This is a genomic window from Aquabacterium soli, assembly GCF_003933735.1.
Classification (GTDB): domain Bacteria; phylum Pseudomonadota; class Gammaproteobacteria; order Burkholderiales; family Burkholderiaceae_C; genus Aquabacterium; species Aquabacterium soli.
On record NZ_RSED01000021.1, the window covers coordinates 40,543 to 57,973 of the forward strand.

A 17,431-nucleotide genomic window follows, 5' to 3' on the forward strand; every position below is an offset into this window, starting at 1 on the left:
GAAGGAAAGCTCATGAGCCATCCCGCACAGACCAAGATCCCCGCCACCTACATCCGCGGCGGCACCAGCAAGGGCGTGTTCTTCCGCCTGCAGGATCTGCCCGCCGCTGCCCAAATGCCTGGCGAGGCGCGCGACAAGCTTTTCATGCGTGTGATCGGCAGCCCTGATCCGTATGCTGCGCACATCGACGGCATGGGCGGGGCCACCTCGTCCACGTCCAAATGCGTGATCCTGTCCAAGGCCAGCGTGCCCGACCACGATGTGGACTACCTTTACGGCCAGGTCTCCATCGACAAGCCTTTCGTGGATTGGAGCGGCAACTGCGGCAACCTGTCCACGGCGGCCGGCTCCTTCGCCATTCACGCCGGCCTGGTCGATCCCTCTCGCATCCCTGACAACGGCGTGGCCGTGGTCCGCATCTGGCAGGCCAACATCAAGAAGACCATCATCGCGCACGTGCCCGTGACCAACGGCCAGGTACAGGAGACGGGCGATTTCGAACTCGACGGCGTGACCTTCCCGGCCGCCGAGATCGTGCTCGAGTTCATGGACCCGTCGGACGATGGTGACGAGGGCGGCTCGATGTTCCCCACCGGCAACCTGGTGGATGACCTCGAAGTGCCCGGCGTGGGCACCTTCAAGGCCACGATGATCACCGCCGGCATCCCCACGGTGTTCGTCAACGCGAAAGACATCGGCTACACCGGCACCGAACTGCGCGAGCAGATCAACACCGACCCCGAAGCACTCAAGCGCTTCGAGGCCATCCGTGTGGCCGGCGCCCTGCGCATGGGCCTGATCAAGACGCCCGAAGAAGCAGCCACCCGCCAGCACACCCCCAAGATCGCCTTCGTGGCGCCGCCTACCGACTACGTGGCCTCCAGCGGCAAGACCATCCAGGCCGCCGATGTCGACCTGCTGGTGCGCGCCCTGTCCATGGGCAAGCTGCACCACGCGATGATGGGCACGGCGGCCGTGGCCATCGGCACCGCGGCCGCCATCCCCGGCACGCTGGTCAACCAGGCCGCGGGCGGCGGCGAGCGCGAGGCGGTGCGCTTCGGCCACCCCTCCGGCACCTTGCGCGTGGGCGCCCAGGCCAAGCTGGTCAATGGACAGTGGACCGTCACCAAGGCCATCATGAGCCGCAGTGCCCGCATCCTGATGGAAGGATGGGTGCGGGTGCCGGGCGACACGTTCTGACGCTCAGGCTGATCACCCCGGCGGCCAGCCCATTCATCGACATGGACGCCTGAATCAGAAACACCCAGTTACGAGAATGGTTCAGGCCATTCATCCAGAGCCCGGAAGGCGCGATCCTCCGGGTTTTTTCACGTCTGCAAGCACGATTTCCACGGTCACAATATCCTCCGCGAACCAGGCGTTCGTGCCGATCGACTCTTGCTGTGACCCCGATGACCCGCCACACCACCCTTTCGCTGAATGCGCTTGCCGCGCAATCCCGCCGCGTGCGTCTGATGTCTCTGTCCCTCGGTGCCCTGATCGGCATGTGGGCCACGGTCTACCTGCCGCAAGTGCACGCCGCGGCCACCACCGAGCCCACCGGTGTCAAGGCGCCGGCCAAGCCCAAGGGCCCCTCGCTCAAGGAACGCAAGGAGCGCAAGGTCTCCGCCGCCAAGAAAGCGGCCGTCGCGGCCGGGGTGGAAACCAAGCTGGCTCCGCTGCCGGAGGCCTCCGGCGAACAGATCGCCGCCGCCCAGCGCGTGCTGATCGGCAAGTACGAGTGCGAATTCAAGAAATCCGTGCTGGTGGACCGCAACGACGCCAACCCTGGCTACGTCAACCTCACCGAAGGCCGCCAGGTCTGGGTGATGAAGCCCGTGGTGTCTTCCACCGGCACCATCCGCCTGGAAGACACCCGTGGCGAAGCGCTGATGCTGCAGATCGCCACCAAGTCCATGCTGATGAACGTCAAGACCGGCCAGCGCATGGTCGACGGCTGCATGCACGAGGTGCAGCGCGTGGCCATGGAAGAAATGCGCCGCAACCCACCGCCCTCCGTGTTCAACCTGGACGGCAAGTCGCCGCCGCCTGCCGCAGCGGCCGCCACGGCGCCCTGAACCACCCCCACCGGGGCCGAGAGGCCCCGCCTCCTACAAACGGCGCTTGCAGCTTGCTGCGGCGCCGATTTTCATTGGGTGGAGGGCAGCAGATCCCGCCTCAGCGTCGCAGGAAGAACGCCACCAAATGCACGCGGGACGCATTTACCGCGCTCCGAACCGCCCCAAGGCGATGCGCGCGCGCCAATCAAGCCCGATTTGGACAACTCAATTGAGTGTTTTGTCTGCCCAAGGGTGGTCATAACCCTCGTGGTAAGCGAGAATAGCGGTCTGCACAGAAATTGCATTCTTGTGCCTTCGCACGCGCGCGCCGCTCACGACGTGAACGTTCGCGTCTGAAGCTTCCGCTTGATCTTTGCCCTTCCCTACCCCAGGTGAACACCATGTTGCAAGCCTATCGCCAACACGTTGCCGAGCGCGCCGCGCTGGGCATTCCCCCTCTGGCCCTGTCCGCCCAGCAAACCGCTGAGCTGATCGAACTCATCAAGAACCCGCCCGCTGGCGAGGAAGCGTTCCTGCTCGATCTGCTGACGCACCGCGTGCCCCCGGGCGTGGACGATGCCGCCAAGGTGAAGGCCTCCTTCCTGACGGCCGTGGCCGATGGCGAACTGCCCGTCGCGCTGATCAGCCGCGCCAAGGCCACCGAGCTGCTGGGCACCATGGTCGGCGGCTACAACGTCAAGCCCCTGGTCGATCTGCTGCCTGATGCCGAAGTCGGCACCATCGCCGCCGATGCGCTCAAGAAGACGCTGCTGATGTTCGACTTCTTCCATGACGTGTCCGAGCTGGCCAAGGCCGGCAACGTCAATGCCAAGAATGTGATCCAGTCCTGGGCCGATGCCGAGTGGTTCACCACCCGTCCGCCCGTGGCCAAGAAAATCACCGTGACCGTGTTCAAGGTGCCTGGCGAGACCAACACCGACGACCTGTCGCCCGCCCCGGACGCCTGGAGCCGCCCCGACATCCCGATGCACTACCTGGCGATGCTCAAGAACGCACGCCCGGACGCGCAGTTCAAGCCTGAAGAAGACGGCAAGCGCGGCCCAATGCAGTTCATCGAAGACCTGAAGAAGAAGGGCAACCTGGTCGCCTACGTGGGCGACGTGGTCGGCACCGGCTCTTCGCGCAAGTCCGCCACCAACAGCGTGATCTGGGCCACCGGCGAAGACATTCCCTTCGTGCCCAACAAGCGCTTCGGCGGCGTCACCCTGGGCGGCAAGATCGCCCCCATCTTCTTCAACACGCAGGAAGACTCCGGCTCGCTGCCCATCGAAGTGGACGTTTCCAACTTCGAAATGGGTGACGTGCTCGACGTGTACCCGTACGAAGGCAAGATCGAGAAGAACGGCGCTGTCGCTGCCAACTTCGAGCTGAAGTCGCAAGTGCTGCTCGACGAAGTGCAGGCCGGCGGCCGCATCAACCTGATCATCGGCCGCTCGCTCACCGGCAAGGCCCGCGAGTTCCTGGGGCTGCCCGCCTCCACCCTGTTCCGCCTGCCGCAAGCGCCCAAGGACAGCGGCAAGGGCTTCTCTCTGGCCCAGAAGATGGTCGGCCGCGCCTGCGGTCTGCCTGAAGGCCAGGGCGTGCGCCCGGGCACCTACTGCGAACCCAAGATGACCACGGTCGGCTCGCAGGACACCACCGGCCCGATGACCCGCGACGAGCTGAAGGACCTGGCCTGCCTGGGCTTCAGCGCCGACATGGTGATGCAGTCCTTCTGCCACACCGCGGCCTACCCCAAGCCCGTGGACGTGAAGATGCACCGCGAGCTGCCCGCCTTCATCAGCAACCGCGGCGGCGTGGCCCTGCGTCCTGGCGACGGCGTGATCCACAGCTGGCTGAACCGCCTGCTGCTGCCCGACACCGTCGGCACCGGCGGCGATTCGCACACCCGCTTCCCGATCGGCATCTCCTTCCCCGCCGGTTCCGGCCTGGTGGCCTTCGCCGCCGCCACGGGCGTGATGCCGCTGGACATGCCCGAATCCGTGCTGGTGCGCTTCAAGGGCAAGATGCAGCCCGGCATCACCCTGCGTGACCTGGTGCATGCCATCCCCCTGTACGCCATCAAGGCCGGTCTGCTGACCGTGGCCAAGGCTGGCAAGAAGAACATCTTCTCGGGCCGCATCCTCGAAATCGAAGGCTTGCCTGAACTGAAGGTCGAGCAAGCGTTCGAGCTGTCCGACGCTTCGGCCGAGCGCTCTGCCGCCGGCTGCACCGTGCACCTGAACAAGGAGCCGGTGATCGAGTACATGCAGTCCAACATCGTGCTCATGAAGAACATGATTGCGAACGGCTATGCCGACGCCCGCACCCTGCAGCGCCGCATCGCCTCGATGGAAGCCTGGCTGGCCAACCCGCAACTGCTCAAGGGCGACGCGGACGCCGACTACGCCGCCGTGATCGAGATCGACCTGGCCGACATCAAGGAACCCATCCTGTGCGCGCCCAACGATCCGGACGACGCCCGCACGCTGACGGAAGTGCAAGGCACCAAGATCGATGAAGTCTTCATCGGTTCGTGCATGACCAACATCGGTCACTTCCGCGCCGCGTCCAAGCTGCTCGAAGGCAAGAAGGACATCCCCGTGCGTCTGTGGGTGGCACCGCCCACCAAGATGGATGCCGCGGAGCTGACCAAGGAAGGCCACTACAACACGCTGGGCGGCGCTGGTGCCCGCATGGAAATGCCCGGCTGCTCGCTGTGCATGGGCAACCAGGCCCAAGTGAAGGAAGGCGCCACCGTGGTGTCCACCTCCACCCGCAACTTCCCGAACCGCCTGGGCAAGAACTCCAACGTGTTCCTGGCCTCGGCCGAGCTGGCCTCCATCGCCTCCAAGCTGGGCCGCATCCCCACGGTCGAGGAATACCACGCCGACATGGGCGTGATCACCAAGGACGCCGACAAGATCTACCGTTACATGAACTTCAACCAGATTGAAGAGTACGTGGAAACCGCCAAGGCTGTGAACGCCTGATCCGTTCAGGTTGGCGCTTGGCTCGGGACATGATCCCGGCCCAGGTAGCCTGAATGGTCTGAATGGCCCGCATGGAGCAATCCGGCGGGCCATTTTTCTTGATTTTTCAGATTAAAGGTTCCATTCATCATTTGTAATGAAGGCTCAGAAATGGCTACAGTCTTTCAATAAGCAGTCCGAAAAAGACGTTAATCCTTGGATGGGAAGGGAGTTTCCCATGAGCAACGTATCAGCCATCACCGGTATCAGCCGCGTCACCCGCCCTGTTTCCAGCGACACCCAGATCGGGCTGTTGCAGCGTCGCCTTGAGGCGCTCGACAAGCAGCGCGCCAGTGCCGCATCGAGCAACGACGAAACCGCCACCTACCGCCTGCAGGCCCTGACCCAGCAGATGGGACTTCTGCAGACCCAGATCGGTCAACTGCAACAGGCTGCCAACGCTGCCGCACAACAAGCAGGGGTGCCCGAGCCTGAAGAGGACGACTCGGAGATCGCCGAGGACACGAGCGAACTCGGTCAACCCTCGGACACGCCGACCACCACCAGGCGAGCCTCACCGCCGCCTGAGGAACGCCCGACCAATGTGGCCCAGGAAGCCCGCAATGCGCAGCGTGACGCTGCAGCGGTGGCCCGCAATCGCGCGGAGGGCTCGCTGGTGGGCTCCAACGTCGACACCTACGCCTGATCAGCTGCTGGAAGAGCGAGGGATTTTGGCGCGCCCCTTAATTTCAGTATTGACAGAAATTACAGTCAGACTATAGTGACGCCATGGAACTCTCTGATGTCGCTCGCAAGTTCGTGGTTCACTGGGGTGAAATGGGCTCTGCCTGGGGTGTGAACCGCACCGTCTCGCAGATCCACGCCCTGCTCTTCTTCCACGGTCGCCCTCTGCATGCCGAAGACATCGCCGAAACCTTGGGCGTGGCGCGCTCCAATGTGAGCAACAGCCTCAAGGAGCTGCTCAACTGGAAGCTGGTGCGCACCACGCAGCTGCTCGGCGATCGGCGTGACTACTTTGAGACCTCTCTAGACGTGTGGGAGCTGTTCCGCACCGTGATCCGAGAGCGCAAGGAGCGCGAGTTCGACCCCACCACCCGCATGCTGCAGGATCTCGTCAACCAGTCTGGCTTTGCCAAGGAGCCCCCCGATGCACAAGACCGGGTCCGCGAGACACTCAAGCTGATGCAGTCGGTCGGCTCCTGGTCCGACGAAATGCTCCGACTGTCGCCCTCCACGCTCGAAAAGGTCATGCGCATGGGGGCCAGCGTGCAGAAATTCGTGCGGGGCTCGTAAGGCCCCTTTTTTTGATCGTTTATTTCTGTTTTTACTGAAATTTCATAAGGAGTCGATCATGAACCAAGCCCGATACCCCCTGACGATCTACTACGACGCCTCTTGCCGGCTCTGTGATGGCGAGATGCGCAACCTGATGCTGCGCAATACCGAAGGGCTGCTGACATTCGTCGACGCCTCGGCGCCCGGTTTTGCATCGCCCATCATCAACACCACCCAGAGCGATCTGCTGGCCTGCATCCATGCCCAATGGGCGGACGGGCAAGTGATCACCGGGGTGGAAGTGTTTCGCCACGCCTATGGCGCCGTGGGCCTGGGTTGGCTGACCGCACCCACCGCCTGGCCTGTGCTGCGTCAGTGGGCCGATCGAACCTACCCGTGGCTGGTGCGCCATCGCCACCAGGTGCCTCGCTGGCTGGTGGCCGGCCTGTTCGAGGGCCCCACCCGCTGGGCAGCGGAGCGAGCCGCCCGCCGGGCCCATTGCCGGGACAACCATTGCGCCATGCGCTGAGGAGAACACCATGGACACCTCTCTCTTCCTGCTGTCGCTGCTGATCGCGGTGGCCGGTCCCATCGTGGCCGTGTCCTACCTGCGTCCCATCCTGCTGAAGGTGCTGCGGTCTTTCTGCGATGCCGACGGCGGCGCCGAGTTCTGGGTGCGCAGCGCCTACCTGCTGGCGGTGTGCGGCACGGTGTTCATGACCCTGGTCTTCGGGCAGTTCGACCCCGATGCCAGCGTCGTCGACGCCATGCGCCGGGCCTTGCTGACCGTCATCTCCGGTGTGTTCCTGACCGTGGCCTTCATCTCCACCCGGGTGTGGGGCCAGGTGCGGCTGATCATGGAAGGCCAGAAGGTCTCCGCACCGGATCGGGCTCATCCACCCGGCACTGGAGCCGACGCCTCATGGCCTGCTGACCCGGGAGCCCGATCATGAAGGTGCTGTTGTGCGGAGCCCAAGGCTTCATCGGCCGGCACCTCGCCCGCTCGCTCACGACGGCCGGCCATCAGGTGATCGGGGCAGGCTCCGGCCGCAGGCCACAACCCGGCCTGCTGAAGGTGGACTTTGTCCAGGACACGGATGTCGCACGCTGGCTGCCCAGGGTTCAGGGCTTCGATGCAGTGGTGAACGCGGTGGGGGTGCTGCGCGACACGGCAACGCGACCCCTGCAGTCGGTCCACGAGACGGTGCCCAAGGCCTTGTTCGATGCCTGTGCTCTGGCTGGTGTGCGTCGTGTGGTGCAGATATCGGCGCTGGGCATCGAAGGCAACCCGACACGCTATGCCTGCACCAAGCTGGCGGCCGACCAGCATTTGCTGGCCTTGACGCAGTCCGGGCGGCTGGACGGCGTCGTGCTTCGCCCCAGCATCGTGTTCGGGCGTGGGGGCGACAGCAGCCGCCTCTTCATGGCGCTGGCACGCAGCCCCTGGCTTGCGCTGCCGGGGCCCGTGATCAAGGCGCGCGTGCAACCCGTGGCGGTGCAGGACCTGGCCGACGCCGTGGCCGCCTTGCTGAGCGGTGAAGGGCTGGAGCACACAGGCATCCTGCCCTGCGTAGGCCCATCCTCGCTGGGCCTGGCCGAGTTCATCGCCAGCCTGCGCCACCAACTGGGGCACCGCCCTGCCAGGATGCGGCACCTGCCGGCCCCGCTGACCCGCTGGAGCGCGCGGGTGGGTGATGCGCTGCCCTTCGCCCCCTGGTGCAGCGAAACCCTGGCCCTGCTCGCGCAGGACAACGTGGGACCGGCCGAGACCCTGCCCAGCCTGCTGGGGCGGCCCGCGCTGCCCCATCAACGGATGGTGGAGGCCGCATGGCGCTGAACCAGGCTCAACGGCGGGTGCTGCACGCCAGCCTGATCACGGTCTGGCTGGGCACCGCCGTCGTCAGCGCGCTGGAGGCCCGCGGCCAGTCACTCCAGCTGATGCAGCAGGCGAACGTGCAACACCCCATCTGGCAGGCCATCGGGATCTGGGGTGGCATTGTGCTGGACGCGGTCCTGGGTGTGGCCATGCTGCTCCGCCCCCGACGTGCCACCTGGATCGCAGCCCTGATCGCGATGGGCGCCATGACGGTGGTGGCGACCGTGCTCGCGCCGACACTGTGGCTGCACCCGCTGGGGCCCTTGCTCAAGAACCTGCCCATCGCCGCGATGCTGTGGGTGCTGATCTCGGATGAGGACACACCATGAACACCTACCTGATCCTCAAGTGGCTGCACATCATGTCCAGCGTGCTGATGGTCGGCACGGGCTTCGGCTCGGCCTTCTTCATGTTCTTCGCCAACCGCAGCGGCTCGGTCGCGGCACAGGCCGTCGTCAGCAGGCTGGTGGTGCGCGCCGACTGGTGGTTCACCACGCCCACGGTGATCCTGCAGCCGCTCAGCGGCGTGGCGCTGGCCCACATGGCGGGCTGGCCGCTCGACGCGCCCTGGCTGCTGCTGTCGATCGTGCTGTACGCCGTGGCGGGGGTCTGCTGGCTGCCGGTGGTCTGGCTGCAGGTGCGCATGGCGGCCATGGCCCAACAGGCCCACGCCGAGGGCGGGCCACTGCCCCACCTGTACCAGCAATACGCCAGGCGGTGGGAAGCCCTGGGCTACCCGGCCTTCATCGCCATGCTGACCGTGTACTACCTGATGGTCAACAAGCCCGCACTGTGGGGATGAAGCTGCGGTGCCCGGCGGCACTCAGCCCGAAGGCAGATCCAGGGCCGTCAGGTATAGGCGCAGATCGAACTCCACCTGGTGGTAATCGGGCAGCATGTAGGTGCACAGCTGGTAGAAGGCCTTGTCGTGCTCGCGCTCCTTCAGGTGCGCCAGCTCGTGCACCACGATCATGTTCAGGAACGGCGCCGGCGCCTCACGGAACAGGCTGGCCACGCGGATCTCGCGCTTGGCCTTGAGCTTGCCGCCCTGCACACGCGAGATGGCCGTGTGCGTGCCCAGCGCATGCTGGATCACCTTGAGCTTGCTGTCGTAGGCCACCTTGCTCAGCGGATCGGCCTTGCGCAGGTGGCGCTCCTTCAGCTCGGTCACGTAGTCGTACAGGGCCTTGTCGGTGCGCACCTCGTGTGGCTCGGGGTAGCGGCGCGCGATCACGTCGCCCAGCTTGCCCTGGTCGATCAACTGGCGCACCTGCGCCAGCAGGTCTTCAGGGTAGCCCGCCAGGTACTTCAGCGGGGTGGCGGTGTTCATGGCTTCACTCAGGGGGCGATCTGCTCGGCGTAGTCGTACAGGGCGCCCAGGATGTCCTGGCCACGCTCGTCATCTTCCGCCAACTGCTCGCTGAGCGTATCAATGCGCTCGAAGAAGCCAGCCAGCGTGAGTGCGCCCCCCTGCCCGTCGATCAGCTTCGCACGGCGATGCTGCTCCCAACGTTGCTGCTCGGTCACGCTCAGGGTGTGCGGGTGGTTGCGCGCGCGCCAGCGGAACAGCAGCTCTTCAAGCCGTTCGTCGGCGAAGGCGGGCTGGCGCTCGATCAGCCGTTCGGCCAGCTGCTCCGGCGTCATGGTGCGGATGCGCTGCAGCAGGCGGCGATCTTCCTGGCCCAGGAAGCCGCCATACAGGTCTTCGTCCACATCGGGCGCGCTCTCGGGCGGTGCGCGGTGAAACACCTCGGGCCAGATCCCGGCCATCGAGGCGCCCTTGAGCGCAGCGATCTCGGCGTGGCGCAGCGATTGCTCCACGTCCAGCGACCAGCGCGTGGCCACCTCGGCGCTGAGCATCTTGAGGTTGCCGATCACGATGGGCGACTTGTTGATGTGCACGCTCTTGATGGGCAGGCGTGTCACACCCTCGGGCAGATCTTCGGCCTTGGTGTACAGGCGCTGGCGGATCGTCGTCGCGTCCAGCGAGAACAGTTCGGTCGGATCCTGGGCCAGATCCCAGACGATGATCTCGTTCTTGTTGGTGGGGTGCGGCGCCAGCGGCCACACGATGCCGATGCAGCCCTTGTCGACGCCGTACATGCCGGAGATGTGCAGGAAGGGCTTGCCTACGCCGATCTCCGACAGCACCGCGTCCTTTTTGCGCAGGCGCAGGCAGAACTCCCACAGGCGGGGCTGCTTGAGCTTGATCAGGCGGGCCAGCGCGATGGTGGCGCGCACATCGGACAAGGCATCGTGCGCCGCCTCGTGTGCCAGGCCGTTGGCCTTGGTGAGGTGCTCCAGCTTGAACGATGGGCGGCCATCCTCATGGCGGGGCCACTCGATGCCTTCGGGGCGCAGCGCCCAGGTGCAGCGCACCACATCCAGCAGGTCCCAGCGGCCGCAGCCGTTCTGCCATTCGCGCGCGTACGGGTCCATCAGGTTGCGCCAGAACAGGTGGCGCGTGACCTCGTCATCGAAACGGATGGTGTTGTAGCCCACGCCGATGGTGTTGTCGCGGGCCAGTTCGGATTCGATCAGGTCAGCAAAAGCATGTTCAGGGATGCCTTTTTCCAGGCAGGCCTGGGGCAGGATGCCGGTCAGCAGGCACGAGCCAGGATCGGGCAGGTAGTCGGGTGCCGGGCGGCAGAACTGCATCACGGCCTCGCCCACCTCGTTGAGGTCGGCATCGGTGCGGACACCGGCGAACTGAGAGGGGCGGTCGCGGCGGGGCACGACGCCGAAGGTCTCGTAGTCGTGCCAGTAAAAGGTGAAATCGCTCATGCCCCGCACGATACCCGAGAGCAGGCGCGCTGCCGGGCCACCCCGCCCCCTGTTTACAGGAAAGGCGCGGATTCATTGGGCAAACACGGGTGCCGGGGCTGGCACGCGGCCGCTACAGTCGGTGGCCGGCACGTCCGTCCGAGTGCAGCCTCCATCTGACATGAGCGCCAAGATCTCCTCCCGCATCGTCTCGACCACCCTGCTCAGGGGCGGCGTGTGCACCGCCTCACAGCGCGTTTCGGGCATCGACATCTTCACCTCGCACATGGGCATCCCCATCGTGCAGGTCTACCCGAAGGGCCTGGACGTGGCCCAGTTGCAGCGCTCGCTCACCACCATGCTGGGCAAGTACCCGCTGCTGGGCGGGCGCATGCGCAAGGATGCCCAGGGCCTGCCGTACATCGAGGGCAACGATGCCGGCGTCCGCTTTCGTGTGCACCAGTGCGCAGGCGCGCTCCCCGCCTATGGGCCCGACAGGCACCTGCACCCGCTGCTCAAGGGCTTTCACACCCCCATCTACCCCTGGAACATCTTCAAGGACAGCCAGCCGCTGTTCGAGGTGGATGTCTACCAGTTCGACGACGGTGGCGCGGTGCTCAGCAACACCGCCGCGCACTCGGTGATGGACGGCACCGCCTACTGGGGCTTCATGGTCGACTGGGCAGCGTGTGCGCGTGGCGAAGAAGTGCCCGATCGCCCCATGGAGCGTGAACAACTGATCAGGCTGGGAGAAGCCAACCTGCAGACGCCCTACACCCGCGGCTATGTGTACCAGATGGGCTTCTGGGACCGCGTACGCCAGTTCGCCGGCCTGGGCTGGCAGCACCTGGTCAGCATCGACAAGGATGTGTTCCGCATCCCGGCCAACACCATCGAGCAATGGAAGCAGCAGGCCCGCACCGAGTTCCCGCAGGCCGACGGCGCCACCACGGCGGAGCTGGTCACCGCCCATTGCCTGAAGGTGCTGAACCCGTTCTGGACGCACCGGCGGGATCGTTGCCTGGGCCACGTGATCGACCTGCGCTACAAGCGCCGTCTGCGCGTGCCGCGGCATTTCTTCGGCAACGCACTGGGCCATGGCGAGGTGATGTACACGGCCGATGAGCTGGACCAGCTCTCAGTGGCTGCCATTGCCCTGAAAAGCCGCATGCCTGCCGACAGCCTCACCAACGACGACCTGCTCGGCTACCTGGGCCTGATGGAGCGCGCCCGCCAGACCAAGGGCATCCTCAAGCTGATGATGCGCTCGGTGGGCCGCACGCTTGATGGCGGGTTGGTGCTCAACAACTGCAGCCACTACCCGATGTACGAGATCGACTTCGGCACCGGCCGCCCCAGCTGGCACGACGCCACGCGGGTGGTGTTCCGCATGCTGATGATCATCCCGACGCCTGAGATGGATGGCGGGGTGGACATCCACCTCACGGCGCTCAAGCCCGAGCTGGACGCCATGCGCCGCCTTCACAAGCACTGACACGGGCACCTGAAACGAGAAACCGGCCCGGTCTGCTCGGCCTTGTGGGCCGCATCGACGGGGCCGGTCGGTCAGGCCGATGGGCCTGCTGCCGGGGGCCGGTGCTTTCAGGGCACCGACGGATGCTCAGTGAGCGGCGCGCACGGTGGCGGCGGTGCTGACCGTGGTGGTCGAATCGGCCACCGAAGCGGTCTTAACCGACGGTGCGGCCTTGGCCGACTGCACATCGGCGGGCTGGAAACCGGCAGGCAGGTCGTTGGGCAGAGGGCCTTCGGCACGGGCACGGGCCAGTTCAGCCTGCACTTCGGCGCGGGTCAGGGGCTTGCCGGTGTCGGCGGCGAAAGCGGTGCCGGCCAGCAGCGAAGAGGCCAGGAGGACAGAGAGGGTCAGGCGGGTGGTCATGGCAGGGTCCTTTCAGGTGTGTCGGTCGTCAGTGATCGATGGGTTCACTGTATTGACATCACAAGCACGAATAAATCACCGCTACTAGAATGGTTCATTCCTGATTTTTGAATAATCACCATGGATCAGCTGCGCAGCATGCGGGTGTTCGCCCGCGTCATCGACGAAGGCAGCTTCGCTGCGGCGGCACGGGCCCTGGACCTGGCCCCCGCCGTGGTGACACGCCTGGTGGCTGAACTCGAATCCCACCTGGGGGCCCGGCTGCTCAACCGCACCACACGCCGGCTGGCGCTCACCGAGATCGGCCAGGCCTACCTGCAGCGCGTGCGAACCATCCTCACGGAAGTGGACGAAGCCGAATCGCTCGCTGCCTCCCAGGCTGCAGAGCCGGCGGGCCACCTGCGCGTCTACATTCCCCCGAGCATCTCGGTGTGGCTGGCCGGTCGGCTGGGCGCGTTCCGGCAGGCCTATCCGGGCATCACACTGGACTGGATTTCACCGGCTTCCGCGGGCGGCCTGGACGAAGGCTGCGATGTCTCGGTGCTGATGTCGCTGCAGACCGAGCAGCTCGAGGGCGGCTTCGTGGCCAGGCCCCTGGCGCGCACCAACGTGGTCATCTGCGCCACGCCGGCCTATCTGGCCCAGCATGGGCACCCGCAGACACCGGCCGAGCTGGCGCAGCACGACTGCCTGGTGGCGGTGTCGCCCATCTCGCCGCGCGAATGGTTCGTGCGCGGAGCTGGAGGTGGCGAGGCCACCGCCTTGCCGATGCGGGTGGCCCTGACCTCCAACCATGTGGAGACGCTCAAGGCCGCAGCCCTGGCCGGCATGGGGGTGGTGGCGCTGCCCAGCTACATGCTGGTAGACGCCTTGCGCAGCGGCACGCTGGTGCGCCTGCTGGCCGACACGCCGGTGCAGCGCAACTATGTCGTGCACGCGGCCTACCCATCGCGGCAGTACCTTCCGGCCCGCACGCGCGTGTTCATGGACTTTCTGGTGAGCTGCTTTGGCGGGTCGCTGGACAGCGACCCCTGGCTCGACTCACTGGTCGTCCGCTGACCTCGGACCGTTGATCCATCAGCGCTTGCGCACCACCACGCTGCCCACGGAGTAGCCGGCGCCGAAAGAGCAGATCACGCCCACGTCGCCGGATTGGAGGTCGGCGTGGTGTTCATGGAAGGCGATGACCGAACCTGCCGAGGCGGTGTTGGCGTATTCATCCAGGATCAGGGGCGCGATCTCAGCACCGGCATCGGCACCCACCAGCTTCTTGATCACGAACTGGTTCATGCCCTGGTTGGCCTGGTGCAGCCAGTAGCGGCTGACCTGGGTGCTTTCAAGCCCCAGCGACTGCAGGTGGCCTTCGATGTGGGCCGCGGCGATGGGCACCACTTCCTTGAACACCTTGCGGCCCTCCTGGCGGAAGGTCTTGTCCCGCGCGTTCGGATCGCTGTCCTCGCTGCGGTTCATGAAGCCGAAGTTGTTGCGGATGTTGTTGGAGAACTGCGTGGCCAGCTTGGTGCCCAGCACTTCCCACTGGTCGCTGGAGGTGGCCGTGTCGGCCCGCTCGATCACCACGGCCGTGCACACGTCGCCGAAGATGAAGTGGCAATCGCGGTCACGCCATTCCTGGTGGGCCGAGGTGATCTCGGGGTTCACCATCAGCACGCAGCGGGCGGTGCCCGAGCGCACGGCGTTGACGGCCTGCTCGATGCCGAAGGTGGCAGACGAACACGCCACGTTCATATCGAAGCCGAAACCACCAGCGCCCAGCGCCTGCTGGATCTCGATGGCCATGGCCGGGTACGCGCGCTGCATGTTGGCGGACGAGCAGATCACGGCATCGATGTCGGCCGCCTGCTTGCCTGCTGCGGCCAAGGCCTGGCGCGCCGCGTCGGCGGCCACTTCGGCCATCAGGGACAGTTGGTCGTCACTGCGCTCCTGAAAGCGGGGGTACATGCGCGAGGGGTCGAGGATGCCCTCTTTATCGATGACGTAGCGCTGCTTGATGCCCGACGCCTTCTCGATGAACTCTTCGCTGGACGGCGCCAGGGCCTGCAACTCGCCCGCAGCGATCTGCTCGGCGTGCTGGGCGTTGTACTGCTCGACGTAAGCGTTGAACGACGCAACGAGTTCCGCGTTGGTGATGGTGTGCTCGGGCCGGTACAGACCGGTGCCGCTGATGACGACTGGGATCATGACGTTTCCTGGCCGGCGCCGGTACCGGTGGTCCGCGGCGACGTACGGCGCAGACATTTTCCGGGCATCCCGGCCGCCTGCCGGTTGATGGGGGGATTTCGCTCCCGCCTGTCTTTGCAACAAGACGCGTCGGGATGTAGGGCGCTATGTTAAATCCTTACGCGTCGGCCCGCCCGGAGTGGCTGGGAAATGTCCGAAAACAACAATGTCATTGCGACGGACAAAAAAAGGCCGACTGCGTCCTCAGCCGGCCCGGGAAAGGCGCAAACCGCGCCGGGTAATCTAGTTATTGCTTGTCTCGTCGGAGGGGCGCTGCCAGGCAGCGCCCCACTCCCTCATCTTCTAGGTTCCCTCTCGATTTACTTCTTGATCTGGTTCCCCACCACGCCGCCGACGGCAGCGCCGCCCACCGTACCTGCGGCGCTTCCGCCTGTCAGCACGGAGCCAGCCACACCGCCGATGGCAGCGCCAGCGGCCGTGTTGCGCTCACGGGGGGACATGTTGGAACAGGCGGCGGTGCTGGCGATCAGCGCCACCATGCCAGCGATCTTCAGGGTTTGCAGTGCTTTCATGGTGTTCTCCTCGGGGTGATGGATGCAGATATGGACAGGTCAGCGGCGGGTGCCGACGGCCTCGATGTCCACGCGACGATCGGGTGCCAGACACTCGATCAGAGCCTTGTTGCGCGGTCCTTCCTTGCCCTTGGCATCACATTGGGTGCCGGTGGTGGGCTGGCTTTCACCGCGACCTTCCGTGAAGATGCGCTCGGCCGGCACGCCCACCTCGACGAGGTAGGACTTGACAGCAGCAGCGCGCTTCTCGGACAGGGTCTTGTTGTACTTCTCAGTGCCGATGCGGTCTGTGTGACCCACGGCCACCACGGCTTCCAGGTTCAGGGTCTTGAGTTGGTCGGCGTAGGTCTTGAGCTTGTCCTTGCCTTCAGCCGACAGCACCGACTTGTCGAACGCGAACAGCGTGTCGGTCGGGATGGTCACCTTTTCCGAGGTGGGCACCGGGGGGGGCGGAGCCACGGGCGTCGGAGGCGGCTGAACCACCGGGGCGGCCTTGGGCGTGCAGGTGCCAGCTGGCATCAGCTCGCCATCACAGGCGCAACCGGCCGGGAACTCGCTGCCCACCACCTTGGTGTTGGCAGCCAGCTCGACGGTCCAGTACCCTGTACGCCAGCACTGGCCGAAGTTGTTGCGTGTGATGACGTCCTGCGAATCCAGCAGGTAGGGCACAGGGCCCGAGCCGGCACGGTCCACCTTCAACGGCTGGTCCGGCGTGGCCTGTGCATGGACGGATGCACTGACGCAGAGGGCCACGGCGGCGGACAACCAGGAGAGATGTTGGGGCTTCATGCAAAGGTCCTTTCTGGATCGCTTTGTTCGATCGCTTGTTGATATGGGTTGGATTGTGGAAACCTCCGGACACGTTGCATGTCGGTGCTACCCGGCTCGTTTTGTAGGCATCGGCTGATGTAACCGTCAGACCCAGCCGATGCGAGGGTTTTTCGATTAAATTGGGGGCTGTAGGCCGACGCCTACAAAGGGATCAGGATGACCCCACAGCCGTCCCGTCGAAAGATGACCGACAGGTGGGCATTGGCCCCTTAAGGTAACTTCACAGCGCAGTGAATGCGCGCGAGACCCCATCCGAGGAGAACCTGGTGCTCATTAATTTAGGCTTGTTTGACGATCACGACATCGTGCGAGCGGGCTTTCGCTACATCCTGAGTCAACACAGCGACATCGAGATCAAAGCCGAAGGCAAGACGGGCCGCGAGGCGCTGGCGGCCGTTCGCAGCCAGGATCTGCATGTGGCGGTGATCGACTTGTCCATGCCCGACCTGTCCGGCATGGATGTGCTCAAGCAGGCCAAGGCAATCAAGCCAGAGCTGTCGATCCTGATCCTGAGCGCTTATTCTGAAGACCAGTACGGCCTGAACGTGCTCAAGGCGGGCGCCAGCGGCTTCCTCAGCAAGGAGCTGGCGGCGGAGCAGTTGGTGTCCGCCGTTCGCACTGTGGCCGCGGGGCGCCGCTACATCAGTCCCCGCCTGAGCGAAATGCTCGCCCTGGGCCTGACGCAGGACATCGAGCAACCCCCTCACTTGCGCCTGTCCGAGCGCGAATTCCAGATCTTCTCCAAACTGGTGGTGGGTCGCAGCGTGACCGAGATTGCTGACGATCTGTGCCTGAGCTCCAAGACGGTCAGCACTTACCGCAGCCGGCTGCTGGAAAAGATGGGGTTCAGGACGAATGCTGACCTGACCCAATATGCCGTCAAGAACAACCTGATCACTTGAGCCAGAGCCGCCATGAAGCAAATGCTTCCCCTCTTTGCGACTCAATATGGCCGCCCCCCGCCA

General features: G+C 65.1%; 19 protein-coding genes. 13 read left to right on the forward strand and 6 right to left on the reverse strand.

Going from position 1 to position 17,431, the window contains the following annotated elements:
* The first annotated feature begins 12 nt into the window (after nucleotides 1-12).
* The 10 genes from prpF to EIP75_RS20180 all read left to right on the forward strand — a co-directional run bounded on the left by prpF (nucleotide 13) and on the right by EIP75_RS20180 (nucleotide 9,006).
* Nucleotides 13-1,200 carry a 2-methylaconitate cis-trans isomerase PrpF gene (gene prpF, locus EIP75_RS20135; protein WP_125244988.1) on the forward strand — a complete coding sequence of 396 codons (1,188 nt, stop codon included), beginning with the start codon at nucleotides 13-15 and terminating at the stop codon, nucleotides 1,198-1,200.
* Nucleotides 1,201-1,412: 212 nt separating this feature from the next.
* Nucleotides 1,413-2,078, forward strand: a complete 666-nt coding sequence (locus EIP75_RS20140) for a hypothetical protein (RefSeq protein ID WP_125244989.1) — start codon at nucleotides 1,413-1,415, stop codon at nucleotides 2,076-2,078.
* A gap of 383 nt (nucleotides 2,079-2,461) precedes the next feature.
* On the forward strand, nucleotides 2,462-5,053 hold the full coding sequence (gene acnB, locus EIP75_RS20145) for a bifunctional aconitate hydratase 2/2-methylisocitrate dehydratase (protein WP_125244990.1): 2,592 nt from the start codon (nucleotides 2,462-2,464) through the stop codon (nucleotides 5,051-5,053).
* A 217-nt stretch (nucleotides 5,054-5,270) separates the two neighbouring features.
* Nucleotides 5,271-5,738 carry a hypothetical protein gene (locus tag EIP75_RS20150; protein ID WP_125244991.1) on the forward strand — a complete coding sequence of 156 codons (468 nt, stop codon included), beginning with the start codon at nucleotides 5,271-5,273 and terminating at the stop codon, nucleotides 5,736-5,738.
* An 83-nt stretch (nucleotides 5,739-5,821) separates the two neighbouring features.
* Nucleotides 5,822-6,346, forward strand: a complete 525-nt coding sequence (locus EIP75_RS20155) for a GbsR/MarR family transcriptional regulator (protein WP_125244992.1) — start codon at nucleotides 5,822-5,824, stop codon at nucleotides 6,344-6,346.
* A gap of 58 nt (nucleotides 6,347-6,404) precedes the next feature.
* Nucleotides 6,405-6,857, forward strand: a complete 453-nt coding sequence (locus tag EIP75_RS20160) for a thiol-disulfide oxidoreductase DCC family protein (protein WP_125244993.1) — start codon at nucleotides 6,405-6,407, stop codon at nucleotides 6,855-6,857.
* 10 nt (nucleotides 6,858-6,867) lie between these two features.
* Nucleotides 6,868-7,281, forward strand: a complete 414-nt coding sequence (locus EIP75_RS20165; protein WP_125244994.1) for a hypothetical protein — start codon at nucleotides 6,868-6,870, stop codon at nucleotides 7,279-7,281.
* Entirely contained in the window at nucleotides 7,278-8,165 is an 888-nt protein-coding gene (locus EIP75_RS20170) for an NAD-dependent epimerase/dehydratase family protein (protein ID WP_125244995.1), read from the forward strand. Before EIP75_RS20165 ends, EIP75_RS20170 begins: the two co-directional genes overlap by 4 nt.
* Complete coding sequence (locus EIP75_RS20175; RefSeq protein ID WP_125244996.1) at nucleotides 8,156-8,533, forward strand: DoxX-like family protein; 378 nt, start codon at nucleotides 8,156-8,158, stop codon at nucleotides 8,531-8,533. The genes EIP75_RS20170 and EIP75_RS20175 overlap by 10 nt, the downstream gene beginning before the upstream one ends.
* A complete protein-coding gene (locus EIP75_RS20180; RefSeq protein WP_125244997.1) occupies nucleotides 8,530-9,006 on the forward strand; it encodes a DUF2269 family protein in 477 nt (158 codons plus the stop codon). The genes EIP75_RS20175 and EIP75_RS20180 overlap by 4 nt, the downstream gene beginning before the upstream one ends.
* A gap of 21 nt (nucleotides 9,007-9,027) precedes the next feature.
* On the opposite strand, the gene EIP75_RS20185 is transcribed toward EIP75_RS20180, so the two are convergent.
* Nucleotides 9,028-9,534, reverse strand: coding sequence for a M48 metallopeptidase family protein (locus EIP75_RS20185; RefSeq protein WP_125244998.1), 507 nt, complete (start codon nucleotides 9,532-9,534; stop codon nucleotides 9,028-9,030).
* 8 nt (nucleotides 9,535-9,542) lie between these two features.
* Nucleotides 9,543-10,988: an exodeoxyribonuclease I gene (gene sbcB / locus EIP75_RS20190; RefSeq protein ID WP_125244999.1), complete on the reverse strand. Its 1,446-nt coding sequence runs from the start codon at nucleotides 10,986-10,988 to the stop codon at nucleotides 9,543-9,545.
* 160 nt (nucleotides 10,989-11,148) lie between these two features.
* Here sbcB and EIP75_RS20195 point away from each other — a divergent pair, with 160 nt between their 5' ends.
* The gene (locus tag EIP75_RS20195; RefSeq protein WP_158622917.1) at nucleotides 11,149-12,462 is read left to right on the forward strand and encodes an acyltransferase; all 1,314 of its coding nucleotides are present in this window, start codon (nucleotides 11,149-11,151) and stop codon (nucleotides 12,460-12,462) included.
* 126 nt (nucleotides 12,463-12,588) lie between these two features.
* Here the strand turns inward: EIP75_RS20195 and EIP75_RS20200 are convergent, their stop codons facing one another.
* Nucleotides 12,589-12,864 carry a DUF4148 domain-containing protein gene (locus tag EIP75_RS20200; RefSeq protein ID WP_125245001.1) on the reverse strand — a complete coding sequence of 92 codons (276 nt, stop codon included), beginning with the start codon at nucleotides 12,862-12,864 and terminating at the stop codon, nucleotides 12,589-12,591.
* A 120-nt stretch (nucleotides 12,865-12,984) separates the two neighbouring features.
* On the opposite strand from EIP75_RS20200, the gene EIP75_RS20205 reads away from it, so the two are divergent.
* Nucleotides 12,985-13,923, forward strand: coding sequence for a LysR family transcriptional regulator (locus EIP75_RS20205; protein ID WP_125245002.1), 939 nt, complete (start codon nucleotides 12,985-12,987; stop codon nucleotides 13,921-13,923).
* A gap of 18 nt (nucleotides 13,924-13,941) precedes the next feature.
* Here EIP75_RS20205 and EIP75_RS20210 read toward each other — a convergent pair whose 3' ends face one another.
* The 3 genes from EIP75_RS20210 to EIP75_RS20220 all read right to left on the reverse strand — a co-directional run bounded on the left by EIP75_RS20210 (nucleotide 13,942) and on the right by EIP75_RS20220 (nucleotide 16,424).
* Entirely contained in the window at nucleotides 13,942-15,063 is a 1,122-nt protein-coding gene (locus EIP75_RS20210) for a beta-ketoacyl-ACP synthase III (RefSeq protein ID WP_125245003.1), read from the reverse strand.
* Between the two features lie 359 nt (nucleotides 15,064-15,422).
* Complete coding sequence (locus EIP75_RS20215) at nucleotides 15,423-15,635, reverse strand: YMGG-like glycine zipper-containing protein (RefSeq protein WP_125245004.1); 213 nt, start codon at nucleotides 15,633-15,635, stop codon at nucleotides 15,423-15,425.
* A gap of 39 nt (nucleotides 15,636-15,674) precedes the next feature.
* Entirely contained in the window at nucleotides 15,675-16,424 is a 750-nt protein-coding gene (locus EIP75_RS20220; RefSeq protein ID WP_125245005.1) for an OmpA family protein, read from the reverse strand.
* A 326-nt stretch (nucleotides 16,425-16,750) separates the two neighbouring features.
* Here EIP75_RS20220 and EIP75_RS20225 point away from each other — a divergent pair, with 326 nt between their 5' ends.
* Nucleotides 16,751-17,368 carry a response regulator gene (locus EIP75_RS20225; RefSeq protein WP_233584958.1) on the forward strand — a complete coding sequence of 206 codons (618 nt, stop codon included), beginning with the start codon at nucleotides 16,751-16,753 and terminating at the stop codon, nucleotides 17,366-17,368.
* Nucleotides 17,369-17,431: the final 63 nt, after the last annotated feature.

Excerpts from the sequence above, each read along its gene's own strand:
- EIP75_RS20175 (WP_125244996.1), top strand. The coding sequence starts at position 8,156 with ATGGCGCTGAACCAGGCTCAACGGCGGGTGCTGCACGCCAGCCTGATC.
- EIP75_RS20185 (WP_125244998.1), bottom strand. The coding sequence starts at position 9,534 with ATGAACACCGCCACCCCGCTGAAGTACCTGGCGGGCTACCCTGAAGAC.
- EIP75_RS20200 (WP_125245001.1), bottom strand. The coding sequence starts at position 12,864 with ATGACCACCCGCCTGACCCTCTCTGTCCTCCTGGCCTCTTCGCTGCTG.
- prpF (WP_125244988.1), top strand. The coding sequence starts at position 13 with ATGAGCCATCCCGCACAGACCAAGATCCCCGCCACCTACATCCGCGGC.
- sbcB (WP_125244999.1), bottom strand. The coding sequence starts at position 10,988 with ATGAGCGATTTCACCTTTTACTGGCACGACTACGAGACCTTCGGCGTC.
- EIP75_RS20160 (WP_125244993.1), top strand. The coding sequence starts at position 6,405 with ATGAACCAAGCCCGATACCCCCTGACGATCTACTACGACGCCTCTTGC.
- EIP75_RS20195 (WP_158622917.1), top strand. The coding sequence starts at position 11,149 with ATGAGCGCCAAGATCTCCTCCCGCATCGTCTCGACCACCCTGCTCAGG.
- EIP75_RS20170 (WP_125244995.1), top strand. The coding sequence starts at position 7,278 with ATGAAGGTGCTGTTGTGCGGAGCCCAAGGCTTCATCGGCCGGCACCTC.
- EIP75_RS20150 (WP_125244991.1), top strand. The coding sequence starts at position 5,271 with ATGAGCAACGTATCAGCCATCACCGGTATCAGCCGCGTCACCCGCCCT.
- EIP75_RS20165 (WP_125244994.1), top strand. The coding sequence starts at position 6,868 with ATGGACACCTCTCTCTTCCTGCTGTCGCTGCTGATCGCGGTGGCCGGT.
- EIP75_RS20215 (WP_125245004.1), bottom strand. The coding sequence starts at position 15,635 with ATGAAAGCACTGCAAACCCTGAAGATCGCTGGCATGGTGGCGCTGATC.
- EIP75_RS20140 (WP_125244989.1), top strand. The coding sequence starts at position 1,413 with ATGACCCGCCACACCACCCTTTCGCTGAATGCGCTTGCCGCGCAATCC.
- EIP75_RS20155 (WP_125244992.1), top strand. The coding sequence starts at position 5,822 with ATGGAACTCTCTGATGTCGCTCGCAAGTTCGTGGTTCACTGGGGTGAA.
- EIP75_RS20220 (WP_125245005.1), bottom strand. The coding sequence starts at position 16,424 with ATGAAGCCCCAACATCTCTCCTGGTTGTCCGCCGCCGTGGCCCTCTGC.
- EIP75_RS20205 (WP_125245002.1), top strand. The coding sequence starts at position 12,985 with ATGGATCAGCTGCGCAGCATGCGGGTGTTCGCCCGCGTCATCGACGAA.
- acnB (WP_125244990.1), top strand. The coding sequence starts at position 2,462 with ATGTTGCAAGCCTATCGCCAACACGTTGCCGAGCGCGCCGCGCTGGGC.
- EIP75_RS20180 (WP_125244997.1), top strand. The coding sequence starts at position 8,530 with ATGAACACCTACCTGATCCTCAAGTGGCTGCACATCATGTCCAGCGTG.
- EIP75_RS20210 (WP_125245003.1), bottom strand. The coding sequence starts at position 15,063 with ATGATCCCAGTCGTCATCAGCGGCACCGGTCTGTACCGGCCCGAGCAC.